This is a genomic window from Halalkalibacter hemicellulosilyticusJCM 9152, from assembly GCF_000513115.1.
In the GTDB taxonomy this organism is placed as follows: domain Bacteria; phylum Bacillota; class Bacilli; order Bacillales; family Bacillaceae_D; genus Halalkalibacter; species Halalkalibacter hemicellulosilyticus.
Map to the genome: position 1 here is coordinate 1 of NZ_BAUU01000016.1, position 17,713 is coordinate 17,713.

Annotated in this window: 13 protein-coding genes and 1 pseudogene; 9 read left to right on the forward strand and 5 right to left on the reverse strand. The window is 39.9% G+C overall.

The window, feature by feature from the left end:
• Nucleotides 1-47: 47 nt before the first annotated feature.
• A complete protein-coding gene (locus JCM9152_RS11260; RefSeq protein WP_052015875.1) occupies nt 48-533 on the forward strand; it encodes a MarR family winged helix-turn-helix transcriptional regulator in 486 nt (161 codons plus the stop codon).
• Entirely contained in the window at nt 526-1,707 is a 1,182-nt protein-coding gene (locus tag JCM9152_RS11265) for an MFS transporter (protein ID WP_052015877.1), read from the forward strand. Before JCM9152_RS11260 ends, JCM9152_RS11265 begins: the two co-directional genes overlap by 8 nt.
• 298 nt (nt 1,708-2,005) lie before the next feature.
• On the opposite strand, the gene JCM9152_RS11270 is transcribed toward JCM9152_RS11265, so the two are convergent.
• Together JCM9152_RS11270 and JCM9152_RS24080 are read right to left on the reverse strand one after the other, a co-directional pair.
• Nucleotides 2,006-3,472: a hypothetical protein gene (locus JCM9152_RS11270; protein ID WP_035344259.1), complete on the reverse strand. Its 1,467-nt coding sequence runs from the start codon at nt 3,470-3,472 to the stop codon at nt 2,006-2,008.
• Nucleotides 3,473-4,006: 534 nt separating this feature from the next.
• Nucleotides 4,007-4,558, reverse strand: a complete 552-nt coding sequence (locus JCM9152_RS24080; RefSeq protein WP_369384555.1) for a VOC family protein — start codon at nt 4,556-4,558, stop codon at nt 4,007-4,009.
• 188 nt (nt 4,559-4,746) lie between these two features.
• Here JCM9152_RS24080 and truA point away from each other — a divergent pair, with 188 nt between their 5' ends.
• A complete protein-coding gene (gene truA, locus JCM9152_RS11280; RefSeq protein ID WP_035344261.1) occupies nt 4,747-5,481 on the forward strand; it encodes a tRNA pseudouridine(38-40) synthase TruA in 735 nt (244 codons plus the stop codon).
• 64 nt (nt 5,482-5,545) lie between these two features.
• On the opposite strand, the gene JCM9152_RS24350 is transcribed toward truA, so the two are convergent.
• Both JCM9152_RS24350 and JCM9152_RS11285 read right to left on the reverse strand, forming a co-directional pair.
• The gene (locus JCM9152_RS24350) at nt 5,546-5,836 is read right to left on the reverse strand and encodes a YhaZ family DNA alkylation repair protein (protein WP_500778236.1); all 291 of its coding nucleotides are present in this window, start codon (nt 5,834-5,836) and stop codon (nt 5,546-5,548) included.
• Nucleotides 5,794-6,624, reverse strand: a complete 831-nt coding sequence (locus JCM9152_RS11285) for a DNA alkylation repair protein (RefSeq protein WP_235715692.1) — start codon at nt 6,622-6,624, stop codon at nt 5,794-5,796. Before JCM9152_RS11285 ends, JCM9152_RS24350 begins: the two co-directional genes overlap by 43 nt.
• A gap of 158 nt (nt 6,625-6,782) precedes the next feature.
• Here JCM9152_RS11285 and JCM9152_RS11290 point away from each other — a divergent pair, with 158 nt between their 5' ends.
• The 3 genes from JCM9152_RS11290 (at nt 6,783) to JCM9152_RS11300 (ending at nt 10,315) form a co-directional block, all read left to right on the forward strand.
• A complete protein-coding gene (locus JCM9152_RS11290; RefSeq protein WP_035344418.1) occupies nt 6,783-7,283 on the forward strand; it encodes a cation:proton antiporter regulatory subunit in 501 nt (166 codons plus the stop codon).
• A 1-nt stretch (nt 7,284) separates the two neighbouring features.
• Nucleotides 7,285-8,334, forward strand: coding sequence for a cation:proton antiporter (locus JCM9152_RS11295; RefSeq protein WP_035344263.1), 1,050 nt, complete (start codon nt 7,285-7,287; stop codon nt 8,332-8,334).
• A 199-nt stretch (nt 8,335-8,533) separates the two neighbouring features.
• Nucleotides 8,534-10,315 carry a methyl-accepting chemotaxis protein gene (locus JCM9152_RS11300; protein WP_035344265.1) on the forward strand — a complete coding sequence of 594 codons (1,782 nt, stop codon included), beginning with the start codon at nt 8,534-8,536 and terminating at the stop codon, nt 10,313-10,315.
• Nucleotides 10,316-10,644: 329 nt separating this feature from the next.
• Here JCM9152_RS11300 and JCM9152_RS22625 read toward each other — a convergent pair whose 3' ends face one another.
• Entirely contained in the window at nt 10,645-10,812 is a 168-nt protein-coding gene (locus JCM9152_RS22625) for a hypothetical protein (RefSeq protein ID WP_156314989.1), read from the reverse strand.
• Between the two features lie 103 nt (nt 10,813-10,915).
• On the opposite strand from JCM9152_RS22625, the gene JCM9152_RS11310 reads away from it, so the two are divergent.
• From JCM9152_RS11310 to JCM9152_RS11320, 3 genes and pseudogenes are all read left to right on the forward strand, one after another.
• Nucleotides 10,916-11,425, forward strand: a complete 510-nt coding sequence (locus tag JCM9152_RS11310; protein WP_035344268.1) for a hypothetical protein — start codon at nt 10,916-10,918, stop codon at nt 11,423-11,425.
• Between the two features lie 190 nt (nt 11,426-11,615).
• Nucleotides 11,616-16,213 (forward strand): annotated as a pseudogene (gene gltB, locus JCM9152_RS11315) (glutamate synthase large subunit).
• Nucleotides 16,206-17,690 (forward strand): glutamate synthase subunit beta, encoded by a 1,485-nt coding sequence (locus JCM9152_RS11320; protein ID WP_035344270.1) that lies wholly within the window; start codon nt 16,206-16,208, stop codon nt 17,688-17,690. The pseudogene gltB and the gene JCM9152_RS11320 overlap by 8 nt, the downstream one beginning before the upstream one ends.
• Nucleotides 17,691-17,713: the final 23 nt, after the last annotated feature.

The window sequence follows — 17,713 nt, forward strand, 5'->3', positions numbered from 1 at the left end:
CATAGACAAGTATTTTGCTTGTATGCTACGTTTGAGGTGTTGAAAAGATGAATACATATCAATTAGAAGATGCGTTAGGATTTCTTGTCTCAATGGCAGGGAGGTCTTTGTCTAATAGTGTGCAACGGACGTTTACTGAAAATGGGTTTGATGCGACAACAGAGCATTGGACGGTTCTAGTGCAACTATGGAATCGAAATGGATTGACACAATTAGAGTTAGCTGAACGGACAGGAAGAGATCAGGCAAGCATGTCGAGGTTGATTCGGAATATGTTGAATCGAGAATTGATTGATCGGAAGAAGGATCCGAGAGATGGTCGTTGCAAACGAATTTATTTAACTATAAAAGGGAAAGAACAACAGAAGAAATTAATGGATTTAGTGCAACAGACGTTAGAGGAGGCGACAGCTGGCATTCCTGAAGAAGATGTTGCGACAACGAAACGAGTGCTAAAGGAAATAGCATATAGAAATATAGCAACGAACAAAGTGTTTCAGAACCTTGATGGAAAGAAGGGAGCAGATGAATAAAAAACTGATCAAAACAGCCATTTTATCGGTGTCACTTCTTACAGTGATGGCTGGAGCTGCGATTTCACCAGCATTAGGAGATATTGCTCTTGCTTTTCCAAATTCAAATGAGACGACGATTAAACTGATTTTAACCTTGCCTTCGGTCATGATTATTCCTTTTATTTTTGTCTCAAGTTATCTGACTAGACAATTTTCGAAGAAATCTATTTTACTAGTTGGGATGGTTTTCTATTTAATTGGCGGTCTAGGTGGTGGGCTCGTTCCAACGATTGAATTACTATTATTATTTCGAGCGATTTTAGGAATTGGGGTTGGTCTCATGATGCCTCTGTCTACCTCGTTAGTAGCGGATTTCTTCGATGGACAAGAACGAACCACAACTATGGGACAGGTAAGTGCTGTTAATAATCTTGGTGGTGTGGTTTTGTTTTTATTATCAGGGGTTCTAGCAGCGATTAGTTGGAGAATAGCGTTTAGTGTGTATGCCTTAGTTGTTGTTTCCATGATCATTGTTTGGTTGTTTTTGCCGAAACAACAGCCTATTGATCAAGGGGGACAAGTGAAATTAGAGCCATTACCGAAAAGAGTCTACTTTACAGGTGTTGCCATGTTCTTTATTTTATTAGTATTCTTTGCATTACCATCTAATATGGCGTTATTTATGCAACAAGAAGGCATCGGCAACTCACAAAATGCGGGTATGGTTATTTCCGCTGGAACAGCAGCCGGTTTCGTTGCTGGTCTTATATTAGCTCGAACGAAAAGATTCTTCCAGCATTTTTTTTATACGGGTATGCTACTGTTAATGGCTGTTGGATTTTTGATTATTGCTTTTGCACCAAATGCGATTATTATTGGTTGTGGGGTTGGATTGATGGGTTTTGGCTTTGGGTCATTAATGCCGATTGTATTTGATCATGTGACTCATCTAGTTCCACGTGTTCAAGTTGTTCAGGCAATGGCGGTTGTGACAAGTATGCTGTTTCTAGGTCAATTTTTATCTCCGATTATATTAGATAGCATTGGCGTATTAGTTGGGGATGGCTCGATACGATTTACGTACTTTTTATTGGCGGGTAGCTTATTTTTAGTTAGTATTGGATTTTTTCTACATGCTAGTATACGACGACGAGCAATAATTGGGAGTAGTCAGCATGTGAAAGATAGATAAAGTTGTAGTTGTAATAGTAACTTTAATTATCCTATAAGAGGCGAGGCTGGGCCAAAACAAAAGTATTTAGCAGAGAATTCGAACATTTAGAGAACGTAGGGGATGAAATATACGTAGACTCCTGTGGGATGAAAAGCAAAGGTGAGACCCCGCAGTGCGTAGCACACGGAGGCTCACCAGCTTCCCGCGGAAAGCGAAGTATATTTCAGGAGCGGTGAATGTGCTCCACTCTATATTTGTTTGGTATCTCACTTATGAAAATACTTTTGCCCCAGCCTCGTTTTCATAGGTTGTAGATTTATTCAGGGAAGTAATAATCCGCTGTACCAAACTCTACGAATCCTTCAATTTCAAGGTCAAGCACCCAGTAGTACATTTCTTCTTCAGTAATATCAAAATCTTCATGAGAAACGCTTTGTGATTCGATGGACTCAATTAGTTCAAGCTCTTCTTCCGTTAGCTCATATTCATAGTATTCATCGTAATCCCAATCTAGTTCATAATCTTCATCCCACTCTGCGTCCCAATCAAACTCATCTTCAAAATAGTACATGTCTGCATAAAGGTCAGCATAAATGTCTTCAAGACGTGATTCAATTTGCATTTCTAGGTCATAGAAATATTGTTCCATGTCGGCTTCGCTTAGCTCATCCCGCTCTGCATCGTAGAAAGAAAATGCAGCTTGATCCCCATACAGGTAGTCACTGTTCACAGTTGAGGAACCTGTAAAGGAGACACCGTCTTCTTCGAATGAAAATGTAGACGTTGTGATGCTCTGTACAATTTGCCCTCTTTCGATTAGGAAACCGATGTTAAAGTCAAATGTCATTTCACTTATATCTTCTTGGAATTCTTCGATATTTGAAATGGCCGTATCAATTGAAGTGTCTAATTCTTCTTCGAGAGCAGCGAGTGTATCTTCATCTTCTTTAGCCTCTTCAAATGCATACAAGATGGATTGAAGTAAAAGTTGATCATCTAAGTTTACATAAATCCAACCATCTTCTTCTGTGATCAGTTCCTCTTCATTGTGCTCATCTAGGTACTCAATCATCTTTTCGAAAACAAATTCAAGAACATAGCGTTCATTATCTTCTAATTGTGTAAACAGTCGATCGCGATCTAAGTCTAATGTATCAGAGAACTGTTTACCAGTAAGCAATGAGTCAATCGTTGGTTGTAATAAATCGTTTAATTCTCTTGAGAAGAAGTCACCAACGTCTTCTCCATCTGTAATAAGCTCTAATTCTTCTTGAACTTCTTCAATGTTTGGTAAAATATTATAAGATATCACATCAATGGCATCTGGAATAAATTGCGCATATGGGTCTAAATCAATCGCCATAACGTCCTCTTCTCCAGAGAAATACATAGATATTGGAATGTGTAAAGAAATATCTTCACCTGAAATATCTCCTGAAATTCCATATGTGCCAGATAGCTCCATAACATCTAATTCTTTATCATAGATAATAGAGCTTGTTCCAGAAAGACTATTAAATAGATCTTCAACGAGATTAAATGCAAATTCATCCATTTCACTCATGTATGGATCATTCAATAATTCATCGAAGTCAAAGTCATAGCTTAAATCAAATTCACTTTCGACTTGAACACGATCTTCGTTCAGTAAGTTTTGTAGTCCGTTGGCCAGCTTTACTTCTGGAGATGACAAAAATGAATAAACAATGAGTCCACCGATTAAGAAGATGGCAATAACGCCAATACCTATCCCCAAACCAAACTTAGCTTTATTTTCTCTCATTATACAATCACACCTTTTCTTGGTAATCGAAATACGTTTGTTATTGTCTCATAAAATCCGTAGGAAGTGAGAATCATTTTTGGCGAAAATAAAGGAGGTTGATAATAGGATAAAAGGAGGTTGTTAAATAAAATAGACCATGTCAAAAGTAATGATTTTCAAGAAAAAAACTGCGTTCTCAACGTAAGGAGAGCATCGCAGTTTAAAAGTCTTGTACAAAAGAGCTGATTATTTAAGGTTGTCTAATTCAATTGTTTGACCAGAGGGATCGATCGTGAGAACCTTCTTGTTTTCCTCAAGCACTTCGAACCCCTTTTGATGTAAAGTATAGATCGCTTGACTACGTGCGTGCTCTGAAGGGTATATAAGTGTAAATTGTTTTAAGCCTACTTCGTTCCGTTCAGGTGTTGGTGCACCAACACCTGCCCATGTATTTATAGCAATGTGGTGGTGGTATTTTCCAGTAGAGAGAAAGCTAGCTTGTGCACCGTAGCGACAAACGACATCAAACCCTAGAGCATCACGATAAAAGCGTTAGGCTTCGTCTATATGTGACACATGTAAATGAATATGTCCTATTACGGTTTCAGAAGGAAGTCTACTCCACTTCGAATCTCCATCTATTTCTGATAATAAGCTATCAAAATCGAGAGGGTCAACCGTCATATGGATTTGTTCTTTCTCCCATTTCCACTTAGTTGGGTCGCGGTCTGTGTAAAGTTCAATTCCATTTCCGTCGGGGTCAGATAAATATATAGCTTCACTTACTTGATGATCGGATGAGGCAATAGGCCACTGTTTGTTCTCCAAATGTAGGAAAGACTTAGCTAAATCAGACCGTCTTGGCAGAAGGAGAGCAAAGTGATAGAGACCGGTTGTTCGTCGAACTTTAGGTTTAATCTGTTTAGGCTGTTCAATGGTCAATAATGGGTGTAAGCCGTCAGCTGTTAAACGAATTTGATTTTCACTTTTATCAAAAAGGATGAAGCCTAGAATTTTTGTGTAAAAGGTAAAAGAGCGTTCAAGGTCTTCTACAAGTAAATGAACGTTATTCACAAATGTGTGTGGGGCTGTATGGAAATTCATTTGCATACTCCTTCGAATTCATTGTATGTAACATGAATTTATTATAATAGAAGGTGCAAATAAAAATCTAATTTTGTGCTTAATAGTTTAATGTAGAATTATTTATGGATAGGGGGGAGTTCGTATTTCCTGTATGAGGATGATATGATACACACATGAACAGGAAATGAAAAAAGAAGGAGTTCAACATGAATAATTATAAAATGGTGATTCAATATGATGGGACACGATATAAAGGCTGGCAAAGGTTAGGGAGTCAAGAGAATACAATTCAAGGTAAGCTTGAGCAAGTGTTAACAAAATTAGAAGGGAAAGAAATTGAGATTATTGGTAGTAGTCGAACCGATGCAGGTGTTCATGCTTATGGACAGGTTGCTAATGTTAAATTGAGTAAACCTCGCTCTTCAGAAGAACTACAACGATATGTTAATCAATATTTACCTCATGATATTAGCGTTGTTGAAGTAAAAAAAGTTGATGATCGTTTTCATGCTCGTTATAATGCAAAGGATAAAACGTATTTATATCAAATTTGGAACAAAAGCTATACGAATCCATTCTTAAGAAAGTTCAGCATGCATGTCAATGATCGATTAAGTTTGGAAGAGATGAAGAAAGCAAGTACGTACTTTATAGGAAAGCATGACTTTACTGCGTTTTCTAATGCGAAGTCGAAAAAGAAATCAATGAAACGAACGATTCGCTCGGTCGATATTGATGAGGCCGACGGCTTACTATCAATTCGAATTGTTGGAGATGGCTTTCTATATCATATGGTTCGAAAAATGATTGGGACTTTAATCGAAGTCGGATTAGGAGAGAAGCAGGCAAACGAAGTAGCTGATATTCTGCAAACGAAAGACCGAAGCCGTGTAGGATTTGCCGAGGCTCAAGGATTACATTTGGAGAAAATTGAATTTTAATTATACAAACAAGCGTTCCGTGGAAGTTTAACTCTTTCATGGAACGCATGCTGCTGTTTATGGTTTAAGATAGTATGAAAGTTGAACGAGCATATTCACTACCGTTAATCATAATAACGATAGCGTGCTCACCTGGATAATGCGTTCTCGTTGATAAATCTTTAAACGAATGGTTTCGTTCAAAGGAGAAGCTCCCCTTTTGATAAGTATTTTCTGTAATTTTAAATAGCTTCCTCGACGTCTTTCCACGCGCTTTGACGAAATCAATTCCGTATTCAATCCTTAATTTGTACGGTGTGCTTGTCTCATTTTTTAATTGAAATGTGAAGGTAAGGCTTCGCCACGTTGTAAGGATGACTGAGAAAGAGTGAAATCCTCTATTTGTACATGTGGTTGACGTTCAAATCCGAATAATTCTAGAATGTCAGGGTCTGCTTTCCTAAGTAACGTGCGACAACCGTGCTTTAAAATCCAATCAGTGTGAGGGTGCTGTCCTTTCCACTGTAGACAAATTTCCTTTACGATAGAGGGATTGTCTTTGGCAATATCATTGAGATTATTGGCGACGCTTTTCCTAACATATTCACTTTCATCTTGTTTCAGCGTTTGTAAAATAGGGATAATAAGCGACGGATCTTTCTTGAAGATCGTTAGTGGCTTAGCCCACGGGAGTCGTGGTCGACAGCCTTCACTTGCAAGACGACGAACATGCTCATTCGAATCTGTCGCCCATTTCAGTAGAAGAGTCATCGTTTCTTTTGGGTGCGCTTCAATAAACGGACGAATCGCAAACTCTGCTGAGGAAGAGGCAGTAAACACTTTAAGAGCTTGGAGTGACTCTTCTCGAGAATGAATACCATATTTTTCGACGAAATCAGGTAAAAATAAGTATTCAAAACCACGGCAAGTAGGTGCGAGCTTATGAAGAATACTAAGAGACTGTGAATAATCCTTTGGAAGTGTCTCGGCTAAGCATTCACTTATATGACGAATTCGTTGTTTCAGCTCTTTGTTTTCCCAATCTTCATTAAAAATCAGCTCCAAAAATGTATTAGCTCGAAAAGGGGGATATTCGTTTGTCACCTTTTTTGAGAATTGCAGGAAAAATGTTTGGTTGTACATATTTTTTAGTGGTTCAGCCATTATAAGCTCCTCCTTATCTTCGTTATCATTGTAACCGAAATCATTGAAAGAGTATACGATGCAGAGAGTGAGAATGGAGAAGTAAATGAGATCGTTGTATAATAAATCATATTTATCCAAGCGATGAAAAAAAGGAGAAATGAGGGAGAGTGATTGGCATGGAAATGAACATTTCTAATTTACCAGGTGTTGGGAAAAAGATTACCTTTATTAATGGTGACGATCAAATGATGGCCATAATTGTACATTATACAGGTAAAAGAGAGCTTTACTTTTTTGAGCATCGAGATGATGACGAGGCGATTTTTACGTTTAATTTATCCTCTGAGGAAACGAAACAAATTGGCGCACAATTACTTGGTGCTACATTTAATCCATTGGAAAGTGACAAGCTTGAGAAGCTGAAAATGGCTCGAAAAGATGTCATTGTTGAATGGATAGACATTCCCAAAAAATCCAAAGTAGTGGGAATGATGTTTTATGAAGTGAAAAAGTTAGTTCCACAAGGTGGAGCGATTATCGGTATTTTTAAGGGCGATGACTTTATTGTTGATTTAGCTGAGGATGACCAAATTGAACGAGGCGATACAATTATGCTTGTCGGAAAGAAGGATGCGGTCGATGAATTTGAATTAATTTGTGAAGGAAAGGGTCAATAACATGGGGTTTCCAGAATTACTATCAGCAGGTTTGCTCTTTCTTTTATTATTTATTGCAGGTTTTGTCGGCTTGAAGCTGAAGGTTCCTAACGTGGTATTCTATATTTTGGCGGGGGTTATCGTTGCTAGTTTTATAACTGATACACATTTGCTACATTTTGCAGGTGAAGTTGGGATTGTTCTATTATTCTTCATGCTTGGAATGGAGTTCCCTATTAAGCAACTATTAAATGTTGCCAAAAAAGTAATGTCAGCAGGAGTATTAGATGTCGTTTTGTGCTTTGGAGTTACAGTTGCGATTTGTTTATTAATGGGACTAGATATGATCCCTTCTTTAATCATTGGAGGAGTTGCTTATGCAACAAGCTCTTCGATTACAGCTAAAATGCTTGAAAGCTCTAAAAGAATGGCTAACCCGGAATCAGAGTTTATGCTTGGTCTTCTCATATTCGAAGATTTAGTTGCACCTATTCTCGTTGCGATCCTTGTTGGTTTAACAGCTGGTACCGCTATTACATATTCTTCTATGTCGCTATTGTTAATTAAAGTGCTCGCTTTAATTGTAGGTGCTCTTATATTAGGACGCTTTCTATTTAGTAAATTGGGGCCAGTATTTGATCGCTATATGAATCATGAGATTTTCCTTCTATTTGTCATTGGACTAGCGCTAGCGTATGGTGGTTTAGCGCTGTATTTGGATTTATCTGAGGTGTTAGGTACAACGATCACCTTTAGTGAAGGGATACCGATGGTTCCACTTTTGATCACGTTAATTGTATGGTCGATTATAGCTAAGCTGATTGTTGGTTACTTTGGAGGGCAATGGTATGGATTGTCAAAAAAGGTTGCCTTAAGAGCTGGTCTCTCGCTTACTCAAAGAGGGGAGTTTTCCATTATTATTGCTACATTAGCAACAGGGATGATACAAGCCTTTAGTAGTATCTTTATACTGATCTCAGCGATGATTGGTATATTACTCTTTCAATTTGCTCCTACGATTTCAAAGAAATTGATGAAGCAACAAAATAAGAGAAAAGTCGTTTTAGATTAGGAGTGAAAAAGATGTCTTTAAGGCATCTTTTTTTTGTGTGAAAATCGAAACATTTTATTAACAAAAAGTCATTTTTGTCGATATATATAATATATAACGCTTTCATTGTTGTAAAATGTCGAAAATTATTGGTTGGTAGATGGATAGTGTAGTTTAGAGTGATGAACAGCAATTAGACGTAATGGGGGAGGGCATCAAGGTGAAGCAAAAACGAAAATGGACAAACCAATTAGCAAATCGAATCTTTCTTATTATGGCAAGTATTATGGTTGTTTCAGTTGGGTTATTAGGCATTTCAAGCTATCAAATTGCTAAAACTCAATTAACGGAAGCTGGTCAACAAGATTTAAGAAATTTAGTTGATACGGCAGGTTCATTAATGGAAACGTTACAAGATCAAGTCAATGCTGGCTTGATTACGTTAGATGAAGCACAAGAGCAAGCGAGAGTGAAATTAGCAGGTGAAATTGTTCGTACGAATGAATCAGGTCATCCGTATCGAGATTATAGCTCAGTTCCCTTTACTTATGGTGATGATGGGTATTTTTATGGCTTTTTAGACGATGGTACAACCGTCATGCATCCATACGGAAATGAAGGTAATAATTTGTATAATGCTCAAGATGCCGATGGAAATTATATGATCCAAGGGCTGATTGAAGCTGCTAGCCATTCGAATCCGGACGATCGTTATTATACATATATGTGGATCAATGAAGGGGAAGATTTGCCACGTGAGAAGCATGCATACGTAACGTTTTATGACGAATGGGGCTGGATGTATGGAGTTGCAGCATATAGTGAGGAGTTCTATGAATCGGTTCACTTATTTGCATGGGCAGCATTCATCATTGGTACAGTGATAACAGTAGCCTCTTCGACTATTTTATATGTTGTAATGAAGAAATTGACGAAGAAAATGGATCTTGTCAGAGTGGCAGCAGAAAAAATTGCAGCGGGTGATTTAAGTGGAGATGAACTTGATGAAAGAGGACAAACTGAGATTTCTTTACTAGCACAGTCTATTAATCAAATGCAAGGGAAGCTTAAAAAGATGATTAGTCACATAGCCGAATCTTCTTCGCAGGTAACCTCTTCCTCAGAAGAATTAACGGCAAGTGCCGAAGAGAATACGTCGACGAGCGAGCATACAGCCTATGAAATCCAAGAGCTTTCGACACTAGCTGAAAAGGTGAAAAATAGAGCAGATCATAGTTTAAAAGCTGTTCAAGGGCAACAGAAGGGCTTGAAGGAAGTCATCGTAGCTACTGACGATTTGAAGTCGCAGTCTAATGAATCTGTGCATATTTCCAAAGAAGGCAAGAGTAAGATGGATCAAACCTCTAGCCAAATTACAGAGATGTCAGGATCAGTTGGTCAATCAATGATGATGATTCGTCGTTTAGAAGAGCGTTCAAGAGAAATAAATGAAATCATTAGCACGATGACAGATATAAGTGAGCAGACAAATTTACTCGCATTGAACGCTTCCATCGAAGCCGCTCGTGCAGGTGAACATGGAAAAGGATTTGCGGTAGTAGCGAATGAAGTTCGTAAGCTAGCTGAACAATCTGGTCAGTCAGCAGTACGAGTGAAAGAAATGATCGGTGAAATTCAAGGGGATACGAGCTCAACAGTGTCATCAATGGAAAAAGTACAAGCGGATGTTCAAGTTGGTCTTGCTTCGATGGGAGAAATGAAGCAGTTATTTGATCAAATTGAACAAATTAATGGACAAGTTGATGAGAGGATTTTTGAAGTGACAACCATTACACAATTTATGAATGAAAAAGGTGAAGAGTTGATGGCAGCGATAAATGAGTTCTCAACAATTTCGCAGTCGATGACTGAAGGTACTGATACGGTTGCTGCAACCTCTGAACAGACTCTCGCCTCAATGAATGTCGTTGCTAAAACCGCAGAAGAATTGAGTTCCATGGCAGTTAAGCTACAGGAGCAAATTAATGAATTTACGATGTAGAAACGAAGCATCTATGAGAGTGTTGCTCTTTTAGATGCTTTTTATCACGTGACCATCTATAATAAAGGCTATTTTCATAGGTGTTAAGATTTAGGGAATAATGTAAGTAGAATCGCACTCAGAAAATTTGTTTTTTAACTTTTCGATGTCCTCAGAAGTAGCTCATTATTCATTAGGACGAGTGAGGATAAACAAACATGAGGTGACATATGCTTGGTGAAATTCAATTACATGGACAGATTGTTGTGATTTTAAATGAGCATATGAAAATAGCACTGGCTCAGTACGTTACATGGAACCACTAAGCACAGTGCTATGAAGAAGGACTATCACCAATATCGCGGTTGCTGATATGGAGACCAAGGCGTCCACGGATAAATCGGATACCAAGGTTGCCAAGGCTGGAAGTAAGGCTGATAATTGTAATGGGTATGACTATTATATGTGGGATTATGATGATGCTCATGTAAGCTCATTTCTTGTAACCAAGGGAACACGTCCGGTCACCTCCATTGTTTATGAATTCTTGTCATTGTATTCATTACATAATGTGGAGGTGCTCGTGTGAAATGAATGTAAAGTTTGGGAGGTGAGAAATGTATGCATCCTACTCATTATGAAAACTTAAAAGTAGCGTTTGAAAACCAACTGTATGATTTAGATAATATCGATCAGGTGATCGATATTGTTGATCGCTCAGATAGAGTTGACCTTGCGACAATGGATCGAATGTGCCGTATACAATTCAGATTACATGATGTACCTTCTATCAAAGCAGAAGTTTGTTTGCGTGCATCTTTATTAGACTCTGCAACAGAGTTATTGGAGCTTGAAGGTGAAACCGGTTGTTCATTCATCGTTCGACTGTATATGGAGTTATCAGATGTAGATACTCAATGTGTGCAAATTGAGCAGATTCTTCAGGACATATGGCAATCACGCTTACCGATCGAGCAACGGATTCAATTCACTTTTCAGCGAGAAGAGCGAACGTATTTAAATCAAATAACAGTTCGATTTGATCGAAAGCTAAATGAACGTCATATGAGCGATATTCCAGAGCTACTCTCTTACTTAATGAAATCATTAAGAGCGTTAAGTCGTATTTAACAACGTATAGCGAAATGAAGGGCACTGAAAAAGTTTGATTTTCCACTTTTTCGGTGTCCTTTTTTACATAATCAGAATTTATCATTGTTTTATTGCTCATAGGTCATGTGGGGATAAATTGTCTTATTTTGCATACTATAAGACTGTTTACATGTATAACAGTTATTGGAAAGCGGAAGAGGTGATCACGATGAATGGAGTTGCGAGGCAACGTAAAGGCTTGTACCGACCGAGTGAAGAGCATGAAGCGTGTGGAATTGGAATGGTAGCCAATATTGATGGGAAGCGAACGCATGATATTATTGATTACGCCATTACGATCCTGTGTAATTTAGAGCATCGTGGAGGGCAATCGGCAGATATTAGTACAGGGGATGGTGCGGGGATTTTAACGCAAATTCCTCATAAACTGTTTGTTAAGCAATGTGAGAAAGAAGATATCTACCTCCCGGAGAAAGAAGGAGCTTATGGGGTAGGGATGCTCTTCTTACCAAAGGACCCTGCTGTTCGTAAGCGAGCAGAGACAACTGTGTCTACAATGATTGAAGAAGAGGGTCAGCAATTACTAGGCTGGCGAACCGTACCTGTTAATGATTCATTCGTTGGAGACTTAGCCAAGAAATCTAAGCCGTATATTAGACAAGTATTTGTAAAGCCAAGTAAAGAAATACGTGATCAAAATGAGTTTGAGCGAAAGCTTTATGTTATTCGAAAACGAATTGAAAAAGCGTGCCAACAAGCAGATTCCATTTATACAGAAGGGGTATACATCTGTAGCTTTTCCTCAAAAACGATTGTGTATAAAGGGATGCTAATTCCAGAGCAGCTTGACTCCTTCTATATTGATTTAAATCACCGTGATTATCAATCGGCATTAGCGCTTGTCCATTCGCGATTTAGTACAAATACGTTTCCGAGCTGGGAAAGAGCGCATCCTAATCGGATGACGATTCATAATGGAGAGTTTAATACGATTAAAGGTAATGTCCTTGCGATGAAGGCGCGAGAAGCTTTATGTCAGTCAGAGCTGTTTTCTGAGAGAGAATATGCTCAGCTTTTTCCCGTTATTGATGAGAGCGGAAGTGATTCATCCATGTTTGATAATGCTTTTGAATTTTTTCATTTATCGGGACGTTCCCTTGCTCATACGGCGATGATGATGATTCCAGAACCGTGGAACCATGAACTCATTTCAGAAGAGAAGAAAGCGTTCTATGAATACCATAGTTGCTTAATGGAGCCTTGGGATGGGCCAGCTGCTGTTGTGTACACAGACGGAGACCAAATTGGTGCATGCCTTGATCGAAATGGGTTACGACCAGCGCGTTATTATGTGACAAAGGATGGCATGATTGTTCTTGGTTCAGAGGTTGGTGCTCTTGATATAACGGCTGAGGAGATTGAATACAAAGGAAGGCTGCTACCTGGAAAGATGCTGCTAGTTGACCTTGAGAAAAAGACAATTGTTCCAGATGAGAAGCTAAAGAAGGCGTATGCAAAGAAGCACCCTTATAAAAAGTGGCTTGACCAGAACCTTATCCCGCTACATACTCTTTCTCCAAATAGTCAAAGTGAAGAGCCTATTACTGGGGATGAATTAGTTCGCTTACAGGCAGCCTTTGGCTATACAGTTGAAGAGATAAATAAATTAATCAAGCCGATGGTTACAGACGGGAAGGACCCTGTCGGTTCAATGGGCTATGACTCCCCGCTTGCGGTATTGTCAAAAAAGCCGATGCCTTTGTATACGTATTTCAAGCAAAAGTTTGCGCAAGTGACGAACCCACCGATTGATGCGATAAGAGAGAAAATAATTACGTCCGTCGTAACGACAATTGGGCAGAACGAAATATCATTCAACCAACTGATGAAAGCTGTAAGAAGATTCAAATCAATAGTCCGATCGCAACGGAGATGGTATGGAGTCAGCTAACAAACAGTTCATTTAAAACTGAGATTTTCTCGATTCGAGTTCCAGTGGAAGGTCAATCGAAAATAGCAGTTTATGTAGATAGATTATGCAAAAACGTGGCGTCCTCGATCAAAAATGGAACTGAATTAGTCATCCTTTCTGACCGTGGTGTGAATAAAGACTCGTATTCGATTCCATCGCTTTTGGCTGTTTCAGGCTTGCATCATTATTTAATTCGTGCTGGTCTTCGCGCGAAAGTCAGTATAATGCTTGAATCCGCAGAACCACGTGAGGTTCACCATTTCGCAACATTGCTAGGATTTGGTGCTGAGGTTGTTTTTCCCTATTTGGTCTTTGATACAATCCGTTCCCTTATCGAACATGGGGATATTCGTGGGATTGGTGAGGAACAGGCGATTGATACATTTTGTCAAGCGGCGGCGAGTGGAATTGTGAAGGTCATGTCGAAGATGGGTATTTCTACATTACAGAGCTATCAAGGTGCACAAGTGTTTGAAGCAGTTGGGGTCGATCAAGATGTTCTCGATCAATATTTTACGGGGACGTATTCGAGTATTGATGGAATTCATTTAGATAGGATGGCTGAGGAAATGAGGCTCAAGCATCGACAGGCGTTTTATTCTAACCGTAGCGAGAGGCTTCACCTTGAATCTGGAGATGATTTTCAATGGCGGCAAGAGGGAGAGGACCATCAATATAATCCACAAACGATTCATCTATTACAGCAAGCATGCCGAACCAATGATTATTCGTTATTTAAACAATATACGTCATTGTTAAATGACACGAACCATAACTTACAATCGATTCGTGGATTATTAGCATTTAAAAAAAACAAATCGATCGCACTTGATGAGGTAGAGTCAGTCGAACGGATTGTGAAACGCTTTAAAACAGGTGCAATGTCCTATGGCTCGATTAGTGAAGAAGCGCATGAAGCATTAGCGATTGCGATGAATCGGTTAGGAGGAAAAAGCAATTCAGGTGAAGGTGGAGAGGCACCTGAACGTTTTTTGGCCGATCCAAACGGTGATTTACGACGAAGTGCGATCAAGCAAGTAGCATCCGGTCGATTTGGAGTAAATAGCTATTATTTATTAAATGCTGATGAAATTCAAATTAAAATGGCGCAAGGGGCAAAGCCAGGCGAGGGCGGACATTTACCTGGTTCAAAAGTATATCCTTGGATTGCTGAAGTTCGTGGTTCAACACCAGGTGTCGACTTGATTTCACCTCCACCTCATCATGATATTTATTCGATTGAGGATTTAGCTGAGCTGATTCACAATTTGAAAAATGCTAATCCGAAGGCAAGAGTTAGTGTAAAGCTCGTCTCGGGTGGAGGTGTCGGAACGATTGCAGCTGGTGTGGCCAAAGGAAGAGCTGATTTAGTTTTAATTAGTGGCTACGATGGAGGAACGGGTGCTGCGCCAAGGACGAGCTTGAAGCATGCTGGTTTACCTTGGGAAATTGGACTTGCCGAAACCCATCAAACCCTTTTATTAAATAAGCTTCGAGATCGAATTGTCGTAGAAACAGACGGAAAGATGATGACGGGACGAGATGTCGTGATTGCAGCATTGCTTGGAGCAGAGGAGTATGGCTTTTCAACAGCGCCACTCGTTGTGTTAGGCTGTATTTTAATGCGAGTTTGCCATTTGAATACGTGTCCAGTCGGAGTGGCGACACAAGATCCTAGCTTACGGAAGAAATTTATCGGTACACCAGAGCATGTTGTTCATTTTATGACATTCATTGCTCAAGAGGTACGAGAATACATGGCTCAATTAGGGGTTCGAACGATGGATGAGTTGATCGGGAGAACGGATTTGTTAGAGGCTAATCAAGCGATAGAGCATTGGAAAGCAAAAGGGGTCGATTTATCCTCATTATTATATCAACCGGATGAGGTACATTCAGTAAGTCGATATGCGACGATCGAGCAGGTGCACGGATTAGATAAGACGTTAGATCAGCAAGAATTAATCCCACGTTGTGAAGCTGCATTAGAGCGAAAGGAAAAAGTAGAATCAACATTGTCGATACGTAATATTAACCGTGTTGCTGGCACGATGCTCGGTAGTGAGATTACAAAGAGGTACGGAATAGAAGGATTAGCTGAGGATACGATTAAACTAACATTAATTGGCTCAGCTGGACAAAGCTTTGGTGCGTTTATTCCAAGAGGTCTATCGATGCGTTTAGTTGGTGATGCGAACGATTTCTTCGGAAAAGGATTGTCTGGCGGAAAATTAATTGTACGTCCTTCTAAAAGGTCGACATTCGTGGCTGCAGACAACGTCATTATTGGTAATGTTGCCTTTTACGGGGCAACAGCAGGAGAGGCATACGTGAATGGAATAGCAGGTGAACGCTTTTGTGTTCGAAATAGTGGTGCTAACGTCGTTGTTGAAGGGGTTGGTGATCACGGATGTGAGTATATGACCGGTGGGACAGTCGTCATTTTAGGTGAAACAGGCAAGAATTTTGCTGCAGGAATGTCTGGTGGAATCGCTTATGTGCTCGATTTCGATCAGCAATTTGCAAAGCATTGCAATCAAGAGCTTGTTGTTATTGGGAATGCTAGTGAAGAAGAATTAAGTGGTATTCAAGCGATGGTCGAAAGGCATGTCTACTACACGAAAAGTGAGCGAGGAAAAGAAGTTTTGAAAAGTTGGGATAAAATATCTAAGCAGTTTATTCGTGTGATTCCACGTGATTATATGGTGATGAAGAAGAGGATTGATCGATTTAAAGTGAAAGGGTATGACTCATATAAAGCGGCATTAGCAGCTTTTGAGGAAAGTAAAGTGGCCGTCGATATTGTGAAGGATGGTGACGTGAACAATGGGTAAACCAACAGGATTTATTGATTACACTAGAAAGCCATTACCTGAACGTGATCCAAAAGAGCGCGTGAAGGATTGGGATGATTATACGCTACGTCATCAAGAACAGGAGCTCCAGCAGCAGGGGGCACGCTGCATGGACTGTGGAGTGCCTACGTGTCATACAGGAATGATGCTCAATGGCATGACGACAGGTTGCCCAGTTCATCATCTCATTCCTGAGTGGAATGACCTCGTTTATCAAGGGCAATGGAAGGAAGCATTAGATCGTGAACACGAGCGTAATAATTTCCCTGAATTTACGGGGATGGCCTGTCCTGCACCGTGTGAAGGGGCGTGTGTGCTAGGGATCAATGAACCACCTGTGGCAATTCGATCAGTTGAATTAGCGATTATTGAACGTGGCTTTAAGGAAGGGTGGGTCAAGCCTACACCACCAACTGATCGGACTGGTAAAAAGGTCGCTATTGTCGGATCAGGGCCAGCGGGGTTAGCCGCAGCTGCTCAATTAAATAAGGCTGGTCACCTAGTAACGGTCTATGAAAGGCATGACCGAATAGGTGGATTATTGACTTATGGAATTCCGGAAATGAAGCTTCCTTATCAAGTGATTGAGCGCAGAGTGAACATCTTACAAGCAGAAGGCATCACGTTTCAACCGAATACGGAAATTGGGAAAGAGTATCCACTTGAAAAGCTCCATTCTGACTTTGATGCGGTCATCTTATGTGGCGGAGCTGCGAAGCATCGTGATATTGAAGTGGACGGAAGGAATTTAAAAGGGATTCATTTTGCGATGGACTTCCTGCATACAAATACGAAAAGTCTATTAGATTCTGGTCATGCAGATGGTGCATACATTTCGGCCAAGGATAAAGATGTCATCGTAATTGGCGGTGGGGATACAGGTACAGATTGCTTAGCGACATCCGTTCGCCATCGGTGTCGGAGTCTAATTCAATTTGATATATACCCGAAGAAAGGGACTGAGCGCGAGCTTGATAATCCATGGCCACAATGGCCTGTCATTCATCGAGTGGAATATGGACATAAGGAAGCGGCTGCAGTATTTGGCGAAGATCCACGCGCTTATGCCGTTATGACGAAGCGATTTATAGGTGATGATCAAGGTCACGTTGCATATGTTGAGACCGTTGAAGTGGAAACAGTTATGAATGAAGCAGGAAGGAAAATAAGGAAAGAATTACCGGGTACAGAAAAACGCTGGCCTGCCCAATTAGTGTTACTCGCCATTGGATTTAGCGGTCCGGAGACGGAATTTCTGACAGAAGCTAACGTTCAATTAGACAATCGATCAAATGTAAAGGCAGAATATGGTTCCTATCGAACGAATATTGACGGTTTATTTGCGGCAGGTGATATGCGCCGAGGCCAAAGCTTGATCGTTTGGGCCATTAATGAAGGAAGAGAAGCAGCACGTGAATGCGACAAGTATTTAATGGGAGAGACAAGCTTACCTTAGAAGGTAGGCTTCAAACCGTAGAC